The organism is Streptomyces sp. NPDC012827 (assembly GCF_042900905.1).
Lineage (GTDB): Bacteria > Actinomycetota > Actinomycetes > Streptomycetales > Streptomycetaceae > Streptomyces > Streptomyces gulbargensis.
Genome location: NZ_JBIBBY010000010.1, coordinates 168,586 through 188,499 on the forward strand (window position 1 = coordinate 168,586; position 19,914 = coordinate 188,499).

Annotated in this window: 17 protein-coding genes; 6 read left to right on the plus strand and 11 right to left on the minus strand. The window is 74.0% G+C overall.

Translation table 11 applies throughout. The features are described 5' to 3' along the window. Positions 1–197 precede the first annotated feature (197 nt). A complete protein-coding gene (locus ACFY60_RS22530) occupies positions 198–1,256 on the minus strand; it encodes a saccharopine dehydrogenase family protein (protein ID WP_388613257.1) in 1,059 nt (352 codons plus the stop codon). Positions 1,257–1,377: 121 nt separating this feature from the next. Here ACFY60_RS22530 and ACFY60_RS22535 point away from each other — a divergent pair, with 121 nt between their 5' ends. Further along, a complete protein-coding gene (locus ACFY60_RS22535; RefSeq protein WP_388613256.1) occupies positions 1,378–2,376 on the plus strand; it encodes a GlxA family transcriptional regulator in 999 nt (332 codons plus the stop codon). Here the strand turns inward: ACFY60_RS22535 and ACFY60_RS22540 are convergent. From ACFY60_RS22540 to ACFY60_RS22555, 4 genes are all read right to left on the minus strand, one after another. Next, on the minus strand, positions 2,320–3,192 hold the full coding sequence (locus ACFY60_RS22540) for a hypothetical protein (protein ID WP_388613254.1): 873 nt from the start codon (positions 3,190–3,192) through the stop codon (positions 2,320–2,322). The genes ACFY60_RS22535 and ACFY60_RS22540 overlap by 57 nt on opposite strands. A 54-nt stretch (positions 3,193–3,246) precedes the next feature. Next, positions 3,247–3,837, minus strand: coding sequence for a hypothetical protein (locus ACFY60_RS22545; RefSeq protein WP_388613253.1), 591 nt, complete (start codon positions 3,835–3,837; stop codon positions 3,247–3,249). Between the two features lie 381 nt (positions 3,838–4,218). After that, the gene (locus ACFY60_RS22550) at positions 4,219–7,017 is read right to left on the minus strand and encodes a S8 family serine peptidase (RefSeq protein ID WP_388613252.1); all 2,799 of its coding nucleotides are present in this window, start codon (positions 7,015–7,017) and stop codon (positions 4,219–4,221) included. A 229-nt stretch (positions 7,018–7,246) separates the two neighbouring features. Continuing rightward, a complete protein-coding gene (locus tag ACFY60_RS22555; RefSeq protein ID WP_388613250.1) occupies positions 7,247–8,884 on the minus strand; it encodes a phospholipase A2 in 1,638 nt (545 codons plus the stop codon). 210 nt (positions 8,885–9,094) lie between these two features. On the opposite strand from ACFY60_RS22555, the gene ACFY60_RS22560 reads away from it, so the two are divergent. Further along, a complete protein-coding gene (locus ACFY60_RS22560; RefSeq protein WP_388613249.1) occupies positions 9,095–9,766 on the plus strand; it encodes a hypothetical protein in 672 nt (223 codons plus the stop codon). Positions 9,767–10,025: 259 nt separating this feature from the next. On the opposite strand, the gene ACFY60_RS22565 is transcribed toward ACFY60_RS22560, so the two are convergent. Beyond that, positions 10,026–10,517 (minus strand): cupin domain-containing protein, encoded by a 492-nt coding sequence (locus ACFY60_RS22565; RefSeq protein WP_388613247.1) that lies wholly within the window; start codon positions 10,515–10,517, stop codon positions 10,026–10,028. A gap of 115 nt (positions 10,518–10,632) precedes the next feature. Between ACFY60_RS22565 and ACFY60_RS22570 the strand changes: the two genes are divergently transcribed. Next, positions 10,633–11,532 carry a LysR substrate-binding domain-containing protein gene (locus ACFY60_RS22570; RefSeq protein ID WP_388613246.1) on the plus strand — a complete coding sequence of 300 codons (900 nt, stop codon included), beginning with the start codon at positions 10,633–10,635 and terminating at the stop codon, positions 11,530–11,532. A 1-nt stretch (position 11,533) separates the two neighbouring features. On the opposite strand, the gene ACFY60_RS22575 is transcribed toward ACFY60_RS22570, so the two are convergent. After that, positions 11,534–12,709, minus strand: coding sequence for an MFS transporter (locus ACFY60_RS22575; protein ID WP_388613244.1), 1,176 nt, complete (start codon positions 12,707–12,709; stop codon positions 11,534–11,536). 56 nt (positions 12,710–12,765) lie between these two features. Here ACFY60_RS22575 and ACFY60_RS22580 point away from each other — a divergent pair, with 56 nt between their 5' ends. Further along, entirely contained in the window at positions 12,766–13,335 is a 570-nt protein-coding gene (locus tag ACFY60_RS22580) for a CGNR zinc finger domain-containing protein (RefSeq protein ID WP_388613242.1), read from the plus strand. 108 nt (positions 13,336–13,443) lie between these two features. Beyond that, complete coding sequence (locus ACFY60_RS22585; RefSeq protein ID WP_388613240.1) at positions 13,444–14,001, plus strand: precorrin-3B C(17)-methyltransferase; 558 nt, start codon at positions 13,444–13,446, stop codon at positions 13,999–14,001. Positions 14,002–14,037: 36 nt separating this feature from the next. On the opposite strand, the gene sigJ is transcribed toward ACFY60_RS22585, so the two are convergent. Beyond that, complete coding sequence (sigJ, locus tag ACFY60_RS22590) at positions 14,038–15,033, minus strand: RNA polymerase sigma factor SigJ (RefSeq protein ID WP_388613239.1); 996 nt, start codon at positions 15,031–15,033, stop codon at positions 14,038–14,040. 203 nt (positions 15,034–15,236) lie between these two features. On the opposite strand from sigJ, the gene ACFY60_RS22595 reads away from it, so the two are divergent. Continuing rightward, the gene (locus ACFY60_RS22595; RefSeq protein ID WP_388613237.1) at positions 15,237–15,683 is read left to right on the plus strand and encodes a YybH family protein; all 447 of its coding nucleotides are present in this window, start codon (positions 15,237–15,239) and stop codon (positions 15,681–15,683) included. Positions 15,684–15,774: 91 nt separating this feature from the next. Here the strand turns inward: ACFY60_RS22595 and ACFY60_RS22600 are convergent, their stop codons facing one another. The 3 genes from ACFY60_RS22600 to ACFY60_RS22610 form a co-directional block, all read right to left on the minus strand. Continuing rightward, positions 15,775–16,815 carry a vWA domain-containing protein gene (locus ACFY60_RS22600; protein WP_388613235.1) on the minus strand — a complete coding sequence of 347 codons (1,041 nt, stop codon included), beginning with the start codon at positions 16,813–16,815 and terminating at the stop codon, positions 15,775–15,777. Positions 16,816–16,982: 167 nt separating this feature from the next. After that, entirely contained in the window at positions 16,983–18,245 is a 1,263-nt protein-coding gene (locus tag ACFY60_RS22605) for a cation:proton antiporter (RefSeq protein WP_388613233.1), read from the minus strand. A 501-nt stretch (positions 18,246–18,746) separates the two neighbouring features. Further along, entirely contained in the window at positions 18,747–19,910 is a 1,164-nt protein-coding gene (locus ACFY60_RS22610) for a YhjD/YihY/BrkB family envelope integrity protein (RefSeq protein ID WP_388613232.1), read from the minus strand. Between the last annotated feature and the right edge of the window lie 4 nt (positions 19,911–19,914).

Here is a 19,914-nt window from a genome sequence, read left to right on the forward strand (position 1 = left end):
GCTAGGCAGGGGCGCGGTGGCCCGCAAGAAGTGCCCCGACGGAGAGTCAAGTCGCCCCGGGCGCGAAGCGGAGCGCCCCCGCCGCAGTGCCGACGGGGGCGCGAAGGCGTCAGGAGGCGGGGGCGTCCCCGCCGTCCGGCGGGGGAGGGGCGGCCACCTCCGGTAAGGGTGGCCGGCGCCGGCCACCCGGCACCGGGTCAGGCGAGCCGCTCCCAGGTGAGGTCCGGGGCCAGCGCGTCCAGGAAGTCCGGGGCGTCGAACATGGCGCCCGCCGACGCCAGGCCCGCCACCCGCGTCCGCCCCGACAGCACCCGGGCCACGGCCTCCACGACCAGCGGCGCGGTCACCGCGTAGATGTCCCGCCCCCGGGCCACCGCGCGCCGCTCGGCGCCGTCCGCGCGGACCACCACGTCCACCAGGAACGTCTGCGCGGACCGCCCTCGGACGTCCACGGCCCCGGGTGCCGGCGTGTCCGCGGCCACGACGTCCCGCGCCGCCTCGACCGTCATGGCGGTGCTCACCTCGGGGACGGACAGATGGCTCGGCAGCGTCACCACGTCGGCCATCGTGAACTCGCCGATCACCTCGCGCGTCCCCCACGGCTCGGGGAAGCGCCACTCCCGCGCCGGCGCGGCGTCGTCGCGGTACTCCAGCCGTCCCCGCGCGAAGCGCACCCGGCGCCCGCCCCGCCGCTCCCGGGACACCGCCCCTGCCGCACGCGTGCCCGCCGTCGGATGCCAGCCGCTCAGCGCGTATCCGACCCGCACCTCCCCGGCCGCCGTCCCGCCGTCCAGCACCGCCGTCGCCAGCAGGTCACCGAGCCCCCCGAAGAAGGCCATCGCCGGCACGACCACCACCCCCGCCTCACGCGCAAGGCCCGCGAACCGCGCGAACGTGTCCGCGTTGGCCTCGATCTCGGCCGCCACGTCCAGATACGGAACCCCGTTGCGCAGGGCCGCCTCGATCACGGGCGCCGCCGTCACGGCGAACGGCCCGGCGCAGTTGACCACCGCCGCGGCGCCGGCCAGCGCGCGGTCGAGCGCGGCCGGATCGTCCACCGACGCCGTACGGGCCTCCAGGCCGGTCTCCCGCGCCATCGCCGCCAGCTTTCCCGCGTCCCGGCCGCTGAGCACCGGCGTGAACCCGCGCCGCCGCAGCTCCGCGACCACGAACCGCCCCGTGTGCCCGTACGCCCCGAACACCACCACCGGCAGTCCCCGCCCCGACTCCGCCGTCGTCCCCGTTGCCGTTCCCATGGGTTCCCCGCTCTCGTCCCGGTCCGGCGCGGTCGTCCACCGCGCTCCGTCCCCCTCATCCCACCAGGCACGCCGCTCCCCGGCGACGGTCCGGAACGCCATGACCCGTACACTTCCGGACATGACCACGGTCGCCCTGGCCCTCACCGAGGGCATGCTCCACTTCGAACTGGCCCTGGCCTGCGAGGTCTTCGGCTCCGGCCCGCCCGCTCCGGCCCGCTCCTGGTACGACCTGCGGATCTGCGGGCCGGCCGCCGCGGGGGCCGGCCGCTTCCGGCTGGAGCCCGACGACGGCCTCGACGGCCTCGCCACCGCCCATACCGTGATCGTCCCGGGCTGGGCCGACATCGACCGGGAGCCGCCCCGCGCACTGGTCGACGCGGTCCGCGCGGCCCACGAGGCCGGGGCCCGCGTCGCCTCCCTCTGCACGGGCGCCTTCGTCCTCGCCGCCGCGGGCCTGCTCGACGGCAGACGCGCCACCACCCACTGGGCGCACACCCGGGAGCTGGCCGCCCGTCACCCCGGCGTGACCGTGGACCCCGACGTCCTCTACGTCGACGAGGGCGGCGTCCTCACCTCCGCGGGCAAGGCCGCCGCCATGGACCTCTGTCTGCACCTGGTCCGCCGGGACCACGGCGCGGCCACCGCCAACGCCCTCGCCCGCCGCCTGGTCGTCCCCCCGCACCGCGACGGCGGCCAGGCCCAGTACGTCACCGCCCCCGTCCCGGCCCCCGGCGACCACCCGCTCGCCGGCGTCCTGTCCTGGGCGGTCGAGCACCTGGACCAACCCCTCACCGTGGAGGACCTGGCCCGCCGGGCCGGCCTGAGCAGCCGGCACCTCACCCGTCACTTCCGCGCGGTCACCGGCACGACTCCCCTCCAGTGGCTCCTCACCCAGCGCATCCGCTACGCCCAGGAGCTTCTGGAGAGCACCGACGACACGGTCGACACCGTCGCCGCCAGCACCGGCATGGGCACCGCGACGACCCTGCGGCGCCACTTCCAGCGCACCGTCGGCGTCCCCCCGGACACCTACCGCCGCACCTTCCGCACCCGGCCCGCGTCAGTGCCCGGCGCCCGCCAGATCGAGCATCCGGTGCATGAGCGGCACCGGCAGTGACGGATTGCCCGCGGCGGACCGTGCCGTACCCGGCTCGTCCAGCACCTGGGCCAGCCGGCGCAGCGGCAGCCGCGCGTCGCCCGCCGCCTGACGCCGTACCAGCGCCTCCGGGTCGTACGAGAGCCGTTCCACCAGCTCCGGCCCGGCCTGCGGGTCGAACAGGGCGGCGTACCGCAGGCGGGCGTCCGCGTGGTCGGCGAACCGGGCGAGCCCGGGACGCGCGAAGTTGCGGCGGTGGACCAGGGAGCCCGAGCTCAGACCGTCCCAGGAGGTGAACATCTCCACCAGCAGCTCGTGCGGGGCGTGGTCGTTCTCGCAGAGCATCAGCCGGACGAAGAAGTCGTCGTCGGCCGCCAGCCGCGTGATCACGTCCGGCGGAAGCCACGGGGCGCGGGTGACCGCCCGGCGCAGGACGACATGACCGGAGGCGGCCAGTTCCCGCATCGCCTCCGGGTCCCCGAAGCGCTCGGCGACCCAGGCGGGCACCGGCTGCCGTCCCGCCGGGACGGTGACGTCGACCGCCGCCCGCTGCTCCTCGGTCAGATCCGCCCGCAGCGACACGGCCAGCCGCACGGCGGGGTCCGTGTCCGACCCGAGGGCGAGAGCGAGCGCCGTCGGCACATGCGGGTTGTGGGCGACCGCGTGGCGGACCGCGCTCTCCTCGTGGCCCACCAGGAACGCGGCCAGGTCCGCGTCGACGGGCGCGGAGCGGGCCGCCTCCCTCCGGCGGGCCGCGTCGGGCTCGGCGAGGAAGGCCGTGACCGTCACCGGCAGCGGCGCCTCCACCCGGGTGGCCTCCGCGACCGCCTCCCGCACCAGCGGATCCTCGTCGGCCGCGGCCGCGGCCCGCACCCCGGGGCGCAACTTCGGCTAACTCCACGGGCCGATGGCGGCGGCCCGCACCCGCGGATCGGGATCCCCGGCCAGCGAGAGCAGCACCTCGTCGGGCAGACCGGCGAGCGCGGTCGCGCAGTACCGGAGCCGGGCGTCGTCCCCGGTGGCGAGCCGCACCACCAGCTCAGGCGGCAGCTCGATCCGGTACTCGCCCGCCGTCATGACGGCGACGCGCCGTACCCGCGCGTCGGTGTCCTCCGCGAGCACGGCGAACACGTCCGCCGGCAGCCGCGGATTCTCGGCGAGGAACCGGCGCACCTGCGGATCGGGATGCCGCACGGACGCGCGTGCCGCCGCCGGCGGCAGCTCGTGGTACGCGAGCCAGTACCGCGCGTCGGGAAACGGATCGACGGTGAAGACCCGCCGCAACACCTCGTCGCCGGCCTTCTCGTTGAAGACCAGCCCCGCGATCCACGCCTCGGGGATCTCGCCGTCACCGCGGAGCGCCGCCACCGCTTCCGCGACCTCGCGACCCCCTCCGGCCGGCCGGTCCGCGCCGTCCTCGCCGCCCTGGTGTGCGGCCGTCCCGGCCGCGTCCCGCGCAGGCCGTCCACTCGTCCGTGCCATCGAGCCTTCCCCACCTCGTACATCCGCCGCCGCCCCGCACCGCGGCGCACCGCGGCGCTGCCGAAACCCTAGCGGGGGAGGGGTGCGCCGACCGGCGGACGGCGGGACGTGGCCGGGACCCACCGGGTCCGGCCTGCCAGGGCCTGTCGCGGGAGTGGCTGAAGGGGCACCTCCGCGCGCCCTCGCCGTGGGAGGCGGGCGCCGGACCAGCTGAACCTGCCGGGCCCGGCCATCGGCCGGGTCGAGGCGGCGCAGGCGGAACCGGGAGCCGGAACCGGTCACGGAGACGGTGCCGGCCTCGCGCGGGCGCCGGTGGAGAGCGAGGACCGGAACGGCCCCCGGAGGCCGGAGCCTTCGGGGGCCGTACGCATCGCCGGCCGTCTACCGGGCCGAGTAGCCGAAGGCCACACCGTTGGCCGGGAGGCCGCCGGAGCCGGGCTTGTACGTGGTGGTGGGGGCGACCGTGCCGCCCTGGGTCACGTTGGACATCGGCAGCGCGTGGAGCGCGCCCGTGGCCACGGGGCCGAAGGGCATGCCCACGTACAGCTTCGTCGCCGTGAAGTGGATGTTCTTGCCCAGGTACTGGTTGGCGCCGGGCGGACCGGGGATGCCGTCGCCGTCACCGGCCTCGATCCAGCGGTCGTTCGTACCGGCCGAGCCGGCCAGCGAGAACGTGTGGATCGCGCCCGCGTTGGCGGTGGTGACGAGGTCCTCACCGGGCGTTCCCACGGCGAGCCGCATGGACGCCACGGTGCTCACCGAACCGGGGGCCGTGTTGACGGCGGTGAGGTACTCGCCCATGCGGTCACCGACCTCGGAGGTGCCGGACACGTCGTCGTCCGCGGTGCCCTGCTTCAGCTCACGCAGGTAGCTCCAGGTGCCGTCGGGCTTGATGCGGATCTGCACCACGCGGCCCGCGTTGGCGCGGTCCTCGGTGCCGACCGTCACGCTCTCACCGGGCGACCCGATCGCCAGGATCGACTCCGTGGCGGCCGGGGCGCCGCTGGCCCGGAACGGGGCCATGGCCACCGCGTAACCGAACTGGTCGCCCGCCTCGGAACCGCCCGAGATGGCCGCGTTGTCCTGGTCGAGTCCCGCGAGCGGCAGGGGACGGCCGCCGGAGTCGAAGCGGTTGGCGTCGAAGATCACGACGCCGCCGGCCTTCGCCGTGGTGCCGATGGCCTCGTTGGGGGCGCCGACGGCGATGTAGTTCTGGTCGGCGGCCACGGACCAGGCGAAGAGGTCTCCCGACTCGGGGTCACCGGGAACACCGGCCGACGACTGGTTCACCGCCAGGCTGGTGGTGCCGTGCACGTAGAAGAAGGCGCCCGCCTGAGTGGCCGTGCCGATGGTCTCGCCGGGCAGGCTGATGATCAGGTACGGCCGGCCGGCGTCGTTCACCGCGGCCGCGATCCGGTGGCCCATGCGGTCACCCGCCTCGGACGCCGACGCCGCGATCCCGCCGGTACCGGAGCCCTGTTCGAGGTGCGTGGCCTTCAGGGTGCCGGTGCCGAGGCCGCCGGCCGCGCCGTACAGGATGTCCACGAAGCCCGCGTCGGTGGCGGTGCCGACGGTCTCGCTGGGGGTTCCGGCGACCAAGTCGGTGAAGCCGTCCTTGTTCCAGTCGATGGTGGCCAGGGTCTCGCCGAAGTAGTCGTCCGCCTCGGAGCCGCCGGCCACCCAGTCCAGGTCCTGGCTGATCTCCGCGGTGCCCTTGCCGCCGCCGTACACGATGCGGATCAGACCGGCCTTGGCGTCCGTGCCGACGGTGGCCTGCGGGTCGGAGATCGCGATGTCCTCCGCGCCGTCGCCGTTGAAGTCGGTCATGCCGGCCGGCTTCGGGGTGGTGCCCCCGCCGGTGACGGCGGTGCCGAGGTCGATGCGGGGAGTGGTGGCACCGGTGTAGACGACGCCCCGGCCGCTGCTCTTCAGCAGGGCCGTCAGGTCGGCGGCGCTCTTGGTCGGGAAGGCCTGCTTGAGCACCGCGTACGCACCGGCCACGTGCGGCGCGGCCATGGAGGTGCCGTTCTTGGAGGCGTAGGTGCCGCCGGGCACGGAGGAGACGATGCCCGTGCCGGGGGCGAACAGGTCGAGCAGCGGGCCCCGGTTGGTGAAGGCCGACAGCTCGTCGTCGTCGGTGGTCGAGCCGACCGTGACGGCGGAGGAGATGCAGCCGGGCATGCTCACCGCGTCGGTGTGCCCGTTGTTGCCGGCCGCGATCACGGTGGCCACGCCGGCGGTCAGCAGGCTGTCGATGACCGGCTTGCGCAGGTCGCTGTCGCAGGCGGTGGCGTAACGGCCGTTGCCGAGACTGAGATTGGCGGCGACGATCGGCGTACCGGCCTGCTTGAGCTTCAGCACGTGCTCGAGGCCCTTGAGCTGGGCGCTCTGGAAGCTGCCCACGCAGGGGGCGGCGCCACCGCAGAACTCCTCGGTGGTGAACTGGCTGAAGACCTGGACGGCGACGATGGCGGCGCCGGGCGCCACTCCGTTCCTGGGCGCGCCCGTGAGGCCGCTGCCGTTGCCCGCGGCGATGCCGGCCACGTGGGTGCCGTGGTCGCAGGCGGGCATGGTGGCGCAGGGGCCGGCCGCGGTGTTGGCGGCACCGGTGCCCTCCTGCGCGTCGGTGCCGTTCGGGCACAGGCTGACGATGCCGCTCTCGGCGTCGCTCGGTGAGAAGCAGGCCTCGGCCACGACCCGGTTCCTCAGGAACGGGTGGCCGGCCTCGACGCCGGTGTCCAGGACGGCGATCGTCTGGCCCGTACCGGTCTTGCCGGCCGCGAGGGCGTCGTCGCCGCCGATGAGCGGGATGCTCTGGTCCAGGGTCGGCTGCTCCACCTTGTCCTCGGTGACGCTCACCACGCCCGGCTTCGCGGCGAGCTGGTCGAGGCCGGCCCGGTCCACCTTGAGGGTGACCACCGGTACGGTCTCGAATTCCTGCTTCTTCTCGCCGGCGGTCGCCGCGTCGGCGACGTCCGCGAGGGTCTCCGTGACGACGTTGACGCGGACCTTGCCGCCGCTCGCCGTCCGGTCGTAGAGCGGCGGGTCGACCGGGTCGGTCGCGGCCTCGGCCGCTGCGGTCGCGTTGCCCGACGGTGTGATGGCGTGGGCCGGTATCGCGGCGCCGAGGGTCACGGCCGTCAGCGCGGTGACGACCGTCGCCCAGATGGTTCTCTTCATGTTGCCTCGGTGAGCAGGGGGCGTGTCGTGGCCAGGCATCGGCGGACGCGGACACGGCACAGCCCGGGGAGATGGGGAGGAGCGAGGGAAGGGGCCCGGCGGAACGGGCCGGGTGGCGAGAGGTGTCCGCCACCCGGCCCGTTCACGCCCCGAGGGGCGTGCTCCGTCAGGAGGTCGTGCTGTGCGTCAGCTCGCGCTGTACGCCGTCAGAAGGTGCGCGGACCCGTGATCAGGTCGCCCTGGCACCGTTCTTCGGGTTGCCCTTCCAGGCCACGGCCTTGAGGTAGACGTACGCGTAGGAGTTGCACCGCCAGCGCACGAGGATGTTGTACGCCTTGCAGCTGTGCGTCTTCATCGTGGCGTAGAAGGCGTTGTCGACGTTCGACTTCTTGCTGCGGTCCAGGTAGTACTTGTAGCCCTTGTACGTGTTGCCGATCAGGCCGTAGCCGTAGTCGTGCGTGTCGCACGCGGCCCGGAAGTTGAAGCCGCCCGGGCGGCTGATGTTCGGGCCGGGGGTGCTGCAGCCGTCGTTGAGGATGCCCGCCACGCGGAAGTTGGTCGGCGTGTACCGGAAGACCGGCCAGTGCCAGCCGTAGTGCGCGGCCCAGGCGACGCAGCCGCGGTTGAGGTACCACATCCACTCGGTGGCGCGGTTGCAGTAACGCGGGTAGGCCTGCGGGTCGTTGATCTCACCGGTGGTGAAGTCGGCGGCCGGGGGAGCGGTCGCGGTGCCGTCACCGGCCGGGCCCTGGAGGGGCTCGGTGGCGGACGGCAGGTCGGTGCCGACGGGCGCGGCGTTCGGGGCGGCCGATTCGGCCGGGAACGTCAGGTCCCACTCACCGCTGGACGGGGAGGCGATGTCGGAGACACGGCCCGCGGTGTCGTACGCGTACGACGCGACCGGGTCGGTGCCCTCGACCGGGTTGGTCACGCCGCGCAGCAGACCCGAGGCGTCGTAGGAGTAGCGCGCCAGCGTCTGCGTGGTGGCGCCCGAGGTGAGGGTGATCTCCTTGGCCCGGCCCGTGTACTCACCGAGCGCCGTGCCGGTGGCCGTCGTGGCGGTCGAGTACTTGACCGTCACCGACTGCGCCGGAGCGTCGGCGGTGGCGGGCTCGCTGACCGTGGCGACCCGGCCCTTGGTGTCGTACGAGACGGTGGCGGTGGTGCCGTCCGCCAGGTTGCCCAGGCTGGTCACACGCCACTTGTCGGTGCCCGGGGCGACCTGCTTCCAGTTGTAGGTGGCCGTGAGGTTGGCGACCCCGACGGCCGCGCCGGCGTCCTCGTCGCCGGTCACGTCGGTGTCCGGGGTGCCGGTGGCCGCGGCGAGGGTCTCGGCCGCGGTGGTCACCAGCGTGCCGGTCGCCTCGTTGTACGTGGTGGTCTCGGTGAGCTTGTCGCCGGTGGCGGTCTCGTACTTCTTGACGCCGCCGCCGCTCGGGTAGTCGACGCTGCTCTTGAGCGCGTAGGTGACGGAGACCTTCGCGTCGAGATCGGTGACCACGACGGAATCGGCCCGCTGCTCCAGCTTGCGGTTGAGCTGACCCCCGAGGAATCCGGCTTCCCAGCCGGGGCCGAAGACGCCCTGGTCCGGGCGGGTGGCGGGCGCCGATTCCGGCCTGGCCACTCCGTCCGCGCCTTCGGTCACCGTGTGGGTACGGCCCATGAGGCCCTCGGCCACATCGGTCTCGTACAGCTCGAAGGACTTCTCCGCGGTGGAGTACAGGCCGGGACCGACCTGCTTGATCTCCCCGTCGGCCAGCGGCGGATCGACAGTGGCGGCCGCGGCCTGCGGCTGCGCGATGACAACGGCTCCGGCGGTCGGCTGCGGCAGCATCAACGCCATGGAGAGCGCTGCAAGGACAGGCATGGCTGTCTTGCGCACGAGTTCCCCCCTCGTGTCGTAGGTGTGGTGCTTGATCGCTGCGGACCGTAGACCCGTGCCGATTGCGGCCACAAGTGGCTTGTATATGGCAGTAGTTGATTCCGCTTCCTTGCAGCAGTGAAGATTTCCGGTCACCGCCGGAGGTTGAGTACGCGTACTCATGTGGCGTGTGCGGCCGGTCCCGAGACTGGGCGCATGATGCGAACCCGACTCCGGATCATGGCAGTTGAGCCCGGAATGCGCCGCCGCCGGCGCACCCTGGCGGTGACGGCCCTCGCCGCTCTGACCCTGGCCGCCTGCGGCTCCGAGCAGCCCGATTCCCCCGGGGCGCCGGCCAGGTCCGTCGATGCCGTCCCGGCGGGGAAGGGCGCGGCCTTCACCGCGATGCTGGACGAGGTGGCGCGAGAGTGCCCCCCGCCGGGGACGAAGCGGAAGGCGCCGGCCACCCCGAAGGGTGAGGCGCCGACCGCCCCGGTCGAGCCGCCGCCCGGCGCGACGGTGGCGCCGCCCCCGGGCGGAGCGGTCGAGCCCGTCGCCCCCACGGCCGGCCCGGAAGCGGAACTCGACGCCCGTGACTGGTGCGCCGGTGTCCACCACGAACAGCGCGTGGCCGAGGCGCTGCTGCGGCTGGGGCAGCCCGATCCCGCCCAGGTCAGGAAGGTGCTGAACGGTCTCGGCTACATCGACGAGCGCATCCACGGCCTCAAGCGGTCCGGCGCGGTCACGACCTTCGCCGTCGACCTTCGCGACAAGGGCGGACGCCTGTGCCTGGAGGGCACGGTCAACGGCGAGCTGACGGAGGTCGAGATGTGCGTCGCGCCCGCGGAGGGAGCGTTCGACATTGCAAATCTGCTCCGCCGGTCATGATCATAATGTGTCCCAGGTCACACGCGATGTCTCATATTGTGTGACAGGGTGGCGACGCCGCGTTACCCATGAATGGGAGGTAGTGTCCTAAATCGGTGCTGTGACGGCGAGTGAGAGGGTGCCGGGCCATTGGGGGCAGTTGTCCACAGGGCTTGCAGTCGACATTGCGCCAGCAATCCGTCGTGTCATAGGGATGACTGCCCCTCCGGCCCCGAGGGCCGTGCGGCGGTGCTCCCGCACCCGGACACCTTCCGGCGCCCTACTCCTGGGGCGGCAGGAAGTGCACGTCGTACAGGTCCTGCGCGGCCAGGAGGTTGTCGAAGGACTCCTCACCGCGCTGGATCCGTCCGAGGGCACGGAAGTAGTCGAAGCGGTCGATCCCCGGGGTGAGGACGGCGATCAGGTCGGCGGGGGAGTCCGGCGCGGCACCGAAGGAGTGCGGCACACCGGGCGGGACGCAGATCAGCCCGCCGGCGGTGACGGTGGTGGTGCGCCCCGCGCCGGTGAACCGCAGGGCTCCGTCGAGGACGAGGAACAGCTCCGTGGACAGCGCGTGGTGGTGCGGCCGGGCGCCCGTCGCGCCGGGGCCGAGGGTCAGCCGGTTGACGCCGAGGGCGCCACCGGTGTCCGAGGCGTCGGCCAGGAGCAGGAAGGCGCCGCCGTGCGGCAGCGGCACCCGCTCCGCGTCCTCCGCCCGCACGATCAGCGGGGCGGCGGTACCGGGGCGGGGGGAGCGGTGGGGCGTGGTCATGGTCTCTCCTGTCGTGGACTCGCCCACCATTCGAGCCCGGGAAGAAGCCCCGTACCACCGGCGGTTGGCGAAGACAGCGATCACGGATCGCGATGAATCGGGAGGGTGAGGGGCCATGGAGCTCAGGCAGCTGCGGTACTTCGTGGCGGTCGCCGACGAGGGCGGCTTCGGCGCCGCGGCCGAGCGGCTGACGATCGTCCAGTCCGCCGTCAGCCAGCAGATCCGCCGCCTCGAACGTGAGCTCGGCGTGGTCCTCTTCGAACGGACGACCCGCCGCGTCCGCCTCTCCGCCGCCGGGGAACGCCTGCTCCCCGAGGCCCGCACCGTCCTCGCGGCCGCCGACCGCACCACCCGGATCGCCGCCGACATCGCCGCCGGCGCGGACGGGGTGCTGCGGCTCGGCACCGTGCACGCGCCCGGCGACCGGATCCCCCGCCTCCTCGCCGAACTCGCCGCCTCCGCACCGGGCCTGCATGTCCGGCTGAACCGTCTGCCGGTCACCGAACGCCTCGCGGCCGTACGGGACGGGGAACTGGACGCGGCTCTCGTCCGGGCCCTGCCGGCCGCCTCCGGCCTCGAACTGCTCCCGCTCTGGCAGGACCCGCTCCTGGTGGCCCTGCCCGCCGGCCACCCCCTCGCCGCCCGGGAGACCGTCCGCCTCGACGACCTGGCCGGACTCCCGCTGCGGCTCGCTCCCCGGGACGCCAACCCGCCCTTCCACGACCTGGTCACCGACGCCTTCCGGGCCGCCGGGCACCCGGTCCCGCCGCCCGCGCCGCCGTTCACCGATCTGCACGGTTCCCTGGCCGCGATCGGCACCTCGCCCGAACCGTCGTGGACCGTCTTCTACGAGGTACGGGAGCCGCCCCGGCTGCCGGGCGTCACGGTGCGCCCCCTCGCCGGGCCGCCCGTCACCACCTCCCTGGCGGTCCGCCCCGGCCCGCCGGGGCCGGCCCTGCGCCACCTCCTTGGGGCCCTGCGCACCCTCACCGCCCCGCCGGAGGCCGGCCCCTGAATCACGCCCGAGAGGTGTACGGAACGAGGAACACCACGGCGGCGAGGACCGACACCCCGGCCGCCGCCACGAGGGCGCCCGCCGGGGACCAGGACGCGACCGGCCCCCCGACCGCCGCGCCCAGGGCGAACCCGGTGATCTTCAGACTGGCTCCGGTGGTGAAGACGCGACCGCGCAAGCCCTCCGGAGCCTCCCGGTGACGGATCGCGAACAAGGCGGCCAACTGCCGGCCTTCCCCCACCCCGGCCACGAGGAAGGCCGTCACCAGGGCGGCGGGATGCGGACACAGGGCGAGGGCCGAGGAGCCGGCCAGGACGAGCGCACTCGCCCACATGACCGCTTCGGGGGAGAGCGCGCGGGGAAACCGCGCGAGCACGGCCGTGGCCGCCAGGGCCGTGAGCGCCGTGCAGGACAGCAGCATCGCGCCCCGGCCGGACCCACCCAGGACCCGCGCCCCCAGCAGCGGGACGCACACCGTCACCATGCCCTGGGCCACGGCGGAGACGACCGAGGAAAGCGTGGCCCGGGCCAGCGCGGGCCTCCCCGCGACGACCCGTACGACGGAGGCCGGAGCCGTGTCCGCCGACGCCGGCCGGGGGCGGCGCGCGCCGGTGGAACGGGCGGGCAGCACCCAGGCGGCGGGCAGGGCCAGGGTGACGAGCACCGCCGACACCACGACGGCGGCGGGCGCCCCGAGGAGTTCCGCCGCCCCGCCCGCGAGGACGGGTCCGGCCAGGCCCGCCGCGCCGAACGTCATGGCGTCGAGCGCGTTCGCCCGGTCCAGCCCTTCCCCGTCCCCCGCCGCACGGGGCAGCTGAGCGGTCCACCCGCCCGACAGGGCGGGTCCCGCGAGGCCCGTGCACACGGCCACCGCGAGGATCGCGGCGAACGGCAGCCGGCCGAGCGCCCCGGCGACCAGGACCAGCCCCGCCGCGTACCCGGCGAGGGCTCCCGCCAGCAGACGCCCGGGCCGGTCCGCCCGGTCGAGCAAGGCCCCGAGCGCAGGCCCGCCGAGGGCCGCGGCGGCGGCGATCCCCGCGAGCAGGGCGGACGCCTCCATGGCCGACCCGGTCAGGGCGAGCCCGGCCAGGAGGAGGGCGGGCCCCGACATCTCGTCCCCGATCCGGGCGGTCAGCGCTCCCCCGAGATGGACCCACAGCCCGTAACGCTTCACCATGGCCGGGACGTTACGTAGGTAACTCAGAACTCCACAAGGTGCGTTACATTCCGCGGGTGTCCTTCACCGAAGACCGGTCCGCCCGGCACTCCGTCCTGTCCACGGCCCGGCGGACCGCCGACCTGATCAACGCCCTCGCCGGCGACGGGGACCCCGCCCCCGAGGAGATCGCCGCCCTCCTCCGCGCCCACGGCGAGACCGGCCCCCTCGACCTCACCGCCGGGGACGTCGCGGGCATGCGGGACGCCGCCGCCCGGCTGCGGGAGGTCTTCGCCGCGGAGGACACCGACACGGCCGCGCGCGTCCTCAACCGCCTCCTGCGGGACCACACCGGCCCCCTCCGCCTCTCCTCACACGGCGGCGACACCCCCTGGCACCCGCACCTCGACAGCGACGACGACGCCCCCTGGGACGAGTGGTTCCTCGCCTCCTCCTGCATGGCCCTGACCGTCCTCGTCTGGGACCGGCGGCGCCCACCCGGCGGCGTGTGCGCGTCCTCCCGCTGCCCGAACGTCTTCCTCGCTCAGGGCAGCGGCCCTGAACGCCGCTACTGCTCCCGCCGCTGCGCCACCCGCGAACGCGTCGCCGCCCACCGCCGCGCCCGCGCCGAAGCCCCGACGGCATGAGCCGCAGGCCCCCGGCACGGGGGAGGAGACACCCGGGCGACCGGCCGGAATCGGCCATCCTTCCGGCCGCCGAGGCCTGCGCGCCGCCCGGGGGCGCAGGATGATCACATGAGCCGTCCCCTCCCGCGTACCGCCACCGGCACTCTCCTCCTGGCAGGGCTCGCCCTCCTCGGCGGCTGCGCCGACCCCGCCGACGACCCGAGGAGATCGCCGGCGGCCTCGGCCCGGGAGACCATGCGGTACTGCCCGGCCCCCATGGAACCTCCCCTCGCCCCGGGCACGCCCTGCATCTCGCAGGACCCGAGCCAGAAGTACGCGGAGAACCACGGCTACCGGCGCCCCATGGAACTCACCCCACAGGAGCGCGCCGGGGCACAGGGTGCGGCCGAGCGCCTCGGCCGCACCCTGCGCGGCCTGGCCGCGAAGCCCGCCGGCGAGGACGAGATCCGGGCGGCCGCCGCTGCCGCCCTCGGACTCTCCCCGGACGACATCGAGTACCGGGCGGGCGCCACGGGCCCCGGCAGTCTGCCCCGGAACATCGTCCTCGGCGGCGGCACCGGCAAGGTCTGCGTCAACGGCCTCATCGGCACGAGCGGAACCGCCACCGTCGAAGTCGCCGGACGGACCATGGACGGCACCTGCCTCCCGGGTCTGGGCGGCCACTGACCCGCACCGGACCCGGGCATGCCCTCAGCGCCCCGGTCAGCGGCCGTCGAGAGCGGGGCGGACCACCGGTGGGCGCGGACGCACCGCCCCGTTCGGATCCGTCCCCTCGGTCCACGGCCGCAGCTTCTCCGGGTTGAGCACCGCCCAGATGTGCCGGATCCGGCCGTCCACGATGTCGAACGCGTACACCGACCGGACGACCCCGCCCAGGCGCGCCACCAGCCCCGGCCGGCCGTTGACCACACTCTCGTCGAGCGTCAACCCGTCCGGCAGGCCGCGCGTGACGAAGAATCGGGCGATCCGCTCCGCGCCCTCGACCGGGCGGAGCGCGGCCGTGACGAGCCCGCCGCCGTCGCCCACGACGGTCGCGGCCGGATCCAGCAGACCGACCAGTGAGGTGATGTCCCCCGCTTCCCAGGCCCGCTTGAACGTCCTGATGACCCGGGCCTGCAGGTCCGTCGGTGCCGCCGGCGCCCGTGAGGCGCGGACGCGGCGGCGCGCCGAGGACGCCAGCTGCCGGCAGGCCTCGGGGCTGCGGCCGACGATCTCCGCCACCTCGCCGAACGAGTAGCGGAAGACGTCGTGCAGCACGAACGCGACCCGTTCGGCCGGAGTCATCGTCTCCAGCACGACGAGGAAGGCCATGCCGACCGACTCGTCGAGTGTGATCCGGTCGGCGGGATCGGCCGCGCCGTCCGGCGACGGCCCGCCGAGCCAGTCGGTGTCCGCGGGCACCGGCTCCGGCACCCATTCCCCCACGTACCTCTCCCGCCGGACCCGCGCCGAACGGAGCACGTCGAGACAGATGCGCCCCGCGACCCTGGTCAGCCAGCCGCCGGGCGAGGCGATCGCCCCGCGCCGCTCCGGAGGCAGGGCGTACCAGCGGGCGTACGTCTCCTGGACCACGTCCTCCGCCTCCGTCACGGAACCCAGCATCCGGTACGCGAGATTGATCAACTGCCGCCGCTCGCCCGTGATCGCGCTCAGCGGCGGCTCCTGCGGGCCGCCCGCCGTGTCGGCCGGAGTGGTCATGTGTCGCTGCTCCCTCGATCGGATCGTCTCCCACCCTCTACGACGACACGGCACCCCGAATCGTGAGGCGCCCCCACCTCACGATTCGGGGGCCGGTCCCGTCGTACCTCTCGACGGACCGGAACGCGGCGCCGGCGGCAGCGGCCGCCGGGCCGCTCCGGCCCGTCGTGGAGACAGCACACACCGATGTGAAGGAGTACGCCATGACGACCACCAGCGACGAGACCGGGATCCGCGCCTTCCTCGCCCGCCGCACCGAGGCCCAGCAGGCGAAGGACATCGACCGCCTGATGGACTGCTACGCGCCCGACGCCGTCTACTACGACGTCGTCCCGCCGCTCCGGTTCACCGGCAAGGAGGAGATTCGCCGCAACTTCCTGCGCTGGTTCGACGGCTATGTGGGCCCCATCGTCCTGGAGACGCACGATCTGCATCTCGTGACGAGCGGCGACCTCGCCTTCGCCCACATGCTGCACCGCGACACGGGGGAGCGGAAGGGTGGCCTCCAGGCCTCCGTCTGGGTGCGGGAGAGCGTCTGCCTGCGGCGGACGGACGGCAGCTGGGCGGTCACCCATGAACACATCTCCATCCCGGTCGACCCGGCGACCTTCCAGGTGTGGCTCCCCGCGGACAAGGACCAGCCCGCGTGACCCACCACCGTCCGGCGGTCACCGGGGACTGACCACCGTCCCCGGCCGCCGGCGGGCCCGGGGCACCCGCCGGCACTTCCCTCATCGGGCGTCAGTTCATGACGAGCAGCCGGGTGTTCGGCACGAGCTTCCGGTTCACGCTGGTGCTCTGCACGAAGATCGTGAACTCGTCGTTGTGGTCCGGCCTCACCCGCACCTCCACATCGGGCAGCCCGAGCAGGGCGCGCGCCTCAGGACCGGTGAATATCCGGTCCGTCTTCTTCTCCAGGACCGCGATCCGCTTGCGCGCCTGCACCTTCTCCGACTTGCTCAGCTGGTAGAACGCGCAGCCCGTGCGGTACTCGTGCCCCGACTCGACCACCCGGTCGCGGATCGTCCCGTCACGCGTCACGTCGAGCAGCCGGTACTCCGAGGGCTGCGCCGGCGTGAGACCGGCCGCCTCGATGGTCTCCTTGTTGACGGCCTCCGCGCCCGTCGAGAACACCGCCCGCGAGCCGCGGATGCCCTTCGTACGGCCCACCATGAACTTCTCGGTGGCCTCCTGGATGACCTGCCCGGCCTCCTCGAGACCCTGCGTGCTGGTGGCGTCCCAGATGGCGATGTTGTCCTTCGGGAAGCCGCACCGCATGGCCTCGTGCCGGCCCATCTGATCCGGCACGAGCACGGCCAGCGTCCAGTTGTCCTCCTGCGTCTCGATCATCCCGGCCACCGCCCGGGCCAGCTCCTTCGGATCCCGCGTGGGAGCGTCGGGCGACCGGTGGCTCGCGTTCTCCTGCCCGTCCGTCAGAACGAACGTCAGGAAGCTGTGGTCGCCGTACAGCTGCGCCGTGAGCGCCAGCTCCCGCTGCGACTTCAGCGCGGCGGCCAGCAGCGCCGTCATCCCCCCGACGCGGTACAGCTGCTTCAGGGACGGCATGCGCAGCACGTCCTTGTCGTAGATGACGCACTCCACCTTGTCGGCGAAGACGTACACCGTGACCCGCGTCTCCTGGTCCAGCTCCCGCGACCGGCGCGCCAGATAGGCGATCTGCTGGTCGGCGACCTCGACGACCTTCCCGCTCAGGTGCGACATGGACGAACTGGCGTCCAGTACGAGTGCGACGTGGTTGATGTAGTTCTGGTTTCCGGCCATGACGGGCTCCCCCTCGTTCGGGCTCGACGTGTTCCCACGCTCTCACCCGCCACTGACAATCGATCATGGCCGCGCCCCCGGACCGGCCCCCAGGCCGGCGCCCCCGTCCGGCGGACGGTGCGGCGAAGCGAGGATCCGGTGCGACGGCGGGGCGGGCTCCCGCGCGGCTACTCCCGCCCCGCGTCGCGCAGCCGGTCCAGGCGGCGGATGACCGGGGTCGCGGCGGCGCCGTGGACCAGCACGGAGAGCAGCACCGTGAAAGCGACGACCGCCCACAGCTCCCGGGCGTACGGCGCGAAGGCGTCGGTGTGGCCGAGGGCGTACGCCAGGTAGAAGATCGAACCGATCCCGCGGATCCCGAAGAGGGCCGTCACCAGCCGTTCGCGCCGCGCCACCGGCATGCCGAGCTGGCAGAGCCACCCGGCCAGGGGCCGCAGCACCACCACGAGGAGGACCGCCACGACGACGCCCCGCCACGAGAGCTCGGCCAGGCCTTCGGACACGAGGTAGCCCCCGAGGAGGAACAGCAGGAAGACGGTGATCAGCCGCTCGATCTGCTCGGTGAACTCGTGCAGCACCCGGTGGTAGCCGTGGCTGTGCTCGGCGGCCCGCACGGTGCACGCGGTGACGAACACCGCCAGGAACCCGTAACCGCCCGCCAGCTCCGTCACCCCGTACGCGAAGAAGGTGGCACCGAGCGCGACGAACCCCTCCATGTGCTCCGACAGCCGCAGCCACCGTTGCGGGGCGCGGAAGAACATCAGCCCGAGGAGCCGTCCGACGAGGATGCCCAGGGCCACGCCGACGCCGATGCGCACGAGCACGTCCACGAGGAACCACCGGCCGAGCCACCCCCAGGACCCGCCGTCCTGACCGGCCGCCGCCGCGAGGGCGACGGCGCCCAGGACGAACGGGAAGGCCAGCCCGTCGTTGAGCCCCGCCTCGGCCGTGAGCGTGAAGCGGACCTCGTCCTCGTCGTCCTTCTCGTCGGTGGGCTCGCCCACCCGCACCTCCGCCGCGAGGACCGGGTCCGTCGGCGACAGCACCGCCGCCAGCAGCAGGGCGGGCGCGAGCGGCCACGCGAGCAGCGGCGCGGCCGTGGCGGCGGCGAAGACGATCGTCAGCGGCAGCCCGATGCCGAGCAGACGCCATGGGCCGCGCCAGCGCCGCAGACCCACGGGCCGGTTCAGCGCGAGGCCCGCGCCCATGAGGGAAACGATCACGCACACCTCCGTGGCGTGCTCCACCCACAGGCGGTCGTCCACGGGGTCCACCACGGGCATGTCCCACGGCAGCAGGGCCGCGACGGCGCCCGCCGCGACGAACACCATGGGCATGGACAGGGGACGCCGGAACACCAGGCGCGGCACCACCGCAGCGCCCAGCGCACCGACGCCCAGGGCGAGGTACACAGCGTCGGAGAGAGTCACCGGTCCGCTCCTGCCCGCCCGCGGGCCGGCCATGCGTCCCGGCCTGGGGTCACGCCCGCCCCGCCCGAGCGGTGGACCGGCGCGAGTGCCCGCCGCGCGGGCGGGTAGGCGTGCCTTCGACATGGAGTCCCCGGCCATGGAAGGAGGATCCATGAGCACGCCCCCGAACGATCCCGTCCCGCCGAACCCGACGCCCCCGCCCGGTCCAGGGCCCGGCCCGGAGCCGGGCCCGCTGCCCGGACCGGGACCCGGTCCCGGCGGTCCCGATCCGGTCCCGCCGGCTCCGCCGCAGCCCGAGCCGGACCCGCCGTCCCCGGGCCCGGCCCCGGACCCGTTCCCGCAGCCGGGCCCGCTGCCCCCACCGGGCCCGGGCCCGGAGCCGATGACCTGAGGTACGACGAGAGGGCCGGTGCCCACCCGCTTCACGGCGGTGGGCACCGGCCCTCGTCGCTGCCCCGGCGCCGAGGTTCGCGGACCGGCGCGCAGGGCGGCGAACGGCGCTCAGGGCTTGCGGAACGAACGCACGTCCTCCTCGCTCCACGAGCGGGTGTCACGCGGTTCCACGTACGGCTCCTCGTCCGGCGGCATCCCGCCCGCGACCGCCCGCTGCCGCAGCACCTCGGCGTCGAACTCCAGGCCCAGGAGCACCGCCAGGTTGCTGATCCACAGCCACACCAGGAAGACGATGACACCGGCCATGGTCCCGTAGGTCTTGTTGTACGAGGCGAACTCGGCCACGTAGAGGGCGAAGCCCGCCGAGGCCGCCATCCAGATCACCAGGGCGACGACGCTGCCGGGCGTGATCCACCGCCAGCCACCGGTCCTGGCGTTCGGGCTCGCCCCGTACAGCAGGGCGATCATCACCACCACGAGCAGGACGAGCACCGGCCACTTGGCGATCGACCACACGGTCAGGGCGGTGTCGCCGACCCCCAGCAGATCACCGGCCCGCCGTGCCACGTCCCCGGTGAAGACCACGATCAGGGCGCTCGCGGTCGCCATGAGCATGAGTACCGCGGTCAGCCCGAGGCGCAGCGGCAGCACCTTCCACATCGGGCGGCCCTCGGGCACGTCGTACACCTGGTTGGCGGCGCGCATGAACGCCCCGACGTACCCGGAGGCCGACCACAGGGCCACCACCAGGCCGACGACGACCATGACGGCTCCGGTGCCGGTGTGGCCCTGGAGGTTCTCCACGGCCCGGCCGAGCACGTCCCGGGCCGGGCCCGGCGCCAGCTCGCGCAGGTTGTCCAGCACCCGGTCCGTCGTGGACCGGCCGCTGATGCCGAGGAGCGAGACCAGGACGAGCAGCGCGGGGAAGACGGACAGCACGCCGTAGTACGTCAGGGCGGCGGCCCGGTCCGACAGCTCGTCTGACGCGAACTCGCGCACCGACCCCTTGAGGATCGCGCGCCAGGAACGGCCCGGCAGCTCGCTCGGCGAGTCGGGCGCACGCTCCTCGACCTCGGGGCCCGGCCCGACGTCCTCGGGCGCCGGGGGCGCCCCGGACTCGCGCCGTGGTTCCGCCGACGACCGCTCGCGTGAGCGTGACGGCTCCGCCGGACGCGACGGCTCCGGTTTCGGGTGCTCCGGCGGCGTGCGGCGCCCGGACGACGGCTCGGGCGGCTCGGGCAAGGGTTCACGAGGGGCATTGCGATCCACCATGCCG

Coding starts and splice junctions, on each gene's coding strand:
- ACFY60_RS22530 (WP_388613257.1), bottom strand. CDS start 1,256: ATGGGAACGGCAACGGGGACGACGGCGGAGTCGGGGCGGGGACTGCCG.
- ACFY60_RS22535 (WP_388613256.1), top strand. CDS start 1,378: ATGACCACGGTCGCCCTGGCCCTCACCGAGGGCATGCTCCACTTCGAA.
- ACFY60_RS22545 (WP_388613253.1), bottom strand. CDS start 3,837: ATGGCACGGACGAGTGGACGGCCTGCGCGGGACGCGGCCGGGACGGCC.
- ACFY60_RS22550 (WP_388613252.1), bottom strand. CDS start 7,017: ATGAAGAGAACCATCTGGGCGACGGTCGTCACCGCGCTGACGGCCGTG.
- ACFY60_RS22555 (WP_388613250.1), bottom strand. CDS start 8,884: ATGCCTGTCCTTGCAGCGCTCTCCATGGCGTTGATGCTGCCGCAGCCG.
- ACFY60_RS22560 (WP_388613249.1), top strand. CDS start 9,095: ATGATGCGAACCCGACTCCGGATCATGGCAGTTGAGCCCGGAATGCGC.
- ACFY60_RS22565 (WP_388613247.1), bottom strand. CDS start 10,517: ATGACCACGCCCCACCGCTCCCCCCGCCCCGGTACCGCCGCCCCGCTG.
- ACFY60_RS22570 (WP_388613246.1), top strand. CDS start 10,633: ATGGAGCTCAGGCAGCTGCGGTACTTCGTGGCGGTCGCCGACGAGGGC.
- ACFY60_RS22575 (WP_388613244.1), bottom strand. CDS start 12,709: ATGGTGAAGCGTTACGGGCTGTGGGTCCATCTCGGGGGAGCGCTGACC.
- ACFY60_RS22585 (WP_388613240.1), top strand. CDS start 13,444: ATGAGCCGTCCCCTCCCGCGTACCGCCACCGGCACTCTCCTCCTGGCA.
- sigJ (WP_388613239.1), bottom strand. CDS start 15,033: ATGACCACTCCGGCCGACACGGCGGGCGGCCCGCAGGAGCCGCCGCTG.
- ACFY60_RS22595 (WP_388613237.1), top strand. CDS start 15,237: ATGACGACCACCAGCGACGAGACCGGGATCCGCGCCTTCCTCGCCCGC.
- ACFY60_RS22600 (WP_388613235.1), bottom strand. CDS start 16,815: ATGGCCGGAAACCAGAACTACATCAACCACGTCGCACTCGTACTGGAC.
- ACFY60_RS22610 (WP_388613232.1), bottom strand. CDS start 19,910: ATGGTGGATCGCAATGCCCCTCGTGAACCCTTGCCCGAGCCGCCCGAG.